1 protein-coding gene is annotated in these 2,376 nt (G+C 34.1%); it reads right to left on the minus strand.

The features are described from left to right. Window positions 1-588: 588 nt before the first annotated feature. A complete protein-coding gene (locus tag PLW95_08090; GenBank protein HOV22615.1) occupies window positions 589-1,860 on the minus strand; it encodes a carbohydrate binding family 9 domain-containing protein in 1,272 nt (423 codons plus the stop codon). Between the last annotated feature and the right edge of the window lie 516 nt (window positions 1,861-2,376).

The raw sequence follows: 2,376 nt of genomic DNA on the forward strand, positions 1-2,376 counted from the left end.
AAATGGAAATAGAAAAAGAAGAGAAAAATAAAAGATGTGTTGGAGTAGATTTTTAATGTCTCAACGAATTAGTATTTCGAGTAGATTTTTATTTGACACAACAGTTACCTTGTTATTACCATATGATTATGTGACATCTTCTACCAAATAAACTCGCTAAGAAAATAAAAACTCTCTTAATTCTGAAAACCCTCTTAAAATAACTTCTTCAAGTTTAGGTAGGTATATTATTGAGCAATAAGATATCTTAGATACTAAGAATTAGGTCTACTGCTAAGGGAGTTCAATTAGGATTTAAAAAAATACTTATACAAAAGAAGAAAAAAATAAAATTGTCCAAGAACAAATCCTTAATATCGTGATGCCTTACATCTTATTTGTTTTTCCCCATGATCCTTCAAACAATACTTGTGACCCTTCGGGCGTAGTCATAGGAGAAAGGGGAGGGATTTTGTCCTTTCGTTTTTTATCTTGCTACTTTCTCCTCTCTACTTTCAGTCAACGGAAATTGTCCAAAGACTTCTGTGGAACTGAGTATTTGCTTCTACTGTCCATTTTTCAAGATTGCATTGTACAAATATGTTGTTATCAAAAAATACCTGGGATAATTTCAAAATTAAAATTTAATGTTTCCGCAGTTTTCTCTTGCAAGAAAAAAACATCTATTTTACAGGAATAAGAACCACACTCTAAACCTTTTGTCGGTATAGCAACCATAGTTGGTTCTTTCCCAGAAGTAGAAAACTTAACTTTTTTCTCCATAACCCGTTTTTTACCCTGCAGTATATAAAAATTTGCTGATGAAATCATCTCCGGCGCAGTAACCTCAAAACTTAAATCTTCCTCTCCTTTATAAAGTATAAAAAACTTTTGTAAAAAAAGTGGAATTATCGGCAGAGTTCTTGATGCGGAAACAATAACTTCTCCATTCGCATCTTCCAAAGTAAGAGACACTATGTTTCTGCCATCTTTTTGTCTGGTATATTTTTCTAACTGAATCTCTTTTATTGTTTTACCCGGTATATTTACCTGCTCTTTTGCCAATGTAATCGGGAAGTTTCTTTCTTCATCCTCTATTCTCAAATACGCTACACCAGACCAATCATCCTGGCTTTCGTTTTCAATAATTGCTTTGAATTTATTCTTTCCCCAAACAATTCTCTCGTCTAAACTTACAATATGAATAGTTGGTGCTGGAAATTTAAGACCTCTAAGCACACCAAATTTCTCTGGCTTGTGAAATTCACTGAAAGTAGAAGACCATGCACTATTTTCACATGAAATCTTTCTCTCCCTGTTGAAGTTTATTCTCCATACCTGATTGGTATCCGAAGAAAGATTTAAAGAAGAAAAAGGAATACAAAATTCAGCAACCCAGTAGTCCTTACCAATAGATGTAGCAACTTCCCAAAGATAATTCCAAGAAGATTCTGTTCCTAAAGCATCATATTTTGTCCCAGCAACATTGGTTATAAAATGAAAATAAGGGCTCCCATTTGAATAAGGGGAAAGAAATATCTCTACACATTCATTTTCCCAAATTCTGCTGTCTCTGGTTTTATAGGAAAGAATCCTATTTATTTCGTTTATATTAGGTTCATCACAATAAAAAGCAATATACAATGCTTTATCATCATAAAGTAGATAAGCAGTTGTTTGAACATCAGCCAATTTTAATTCAGAACAATCATAAAAATTTTCTGCTTTTGCCGCTTTTTGCCAACATCCCTCTAATTTTCCATCAATTATAGGACGAACATCAGTCCATATTGCCTCAATCTGCCTTTCTTCCCCATTAACAGAATATAAAAAACAAAGCAGGAAAATACTTATAATAAATATAATTTTTTCTCTCCTCATTTTATCTCCTCCTCGTATAATATGTTTGTAATGCCTTTAATGTTTTTAAGTAAGTATTAATACAAATGTTCTTTGAAAATTTGACTAAAAAAGCCGGGTTTTTAACCATCATATCTTTTGTGAGATAGAGATATGGAGGGAAATGCTTGCTCCTCCTTGCACATAAAGTGCTTTCAAAAGAGAGCATCCCTTTCTCTTATTGGTTAAATGCTAACTTCCACAGGCTCGCCCGTTGGGCTACGCCCAGCGGGGGATCCGGCGGACACACAGTGCGGCTCTTCTTTCTATCTTCTGTCACTTGACTGGGACAGGTGCATCCAGATAGACAAGAAACTACTTATAATAAGTCGAGGTTGCAGTTTCCCATAAGAGTAAAGAACCAATGTATATCTCAAAATACATCTCACAAGGGAGGTGATTCTTTATGTTCAAAACACTTTTTGTAGGTATAGATATCAGCCTTAAAACTGCTACCTGTTGTTTCTTAAATCAAGAGGATAAACATCACGGGAAACC

The organism is bacterium (assembly GCA_035370465.1).
Lineage (GTDB): Bacteria > Ratteibacteria > UBA8468 > B48-G9 > JAFGKM01 > JAGGVW01.

Bases quoted from the DNA above. Each gene is read 5' to 3' on its own strand.
- PLW95_08090 (HOV22615.1), bottom strand. From the start codon at position 1,860: ATGAGGAGAGAAAAAATTATATTTATTATAAGTATTTTCCTGCTTTGT.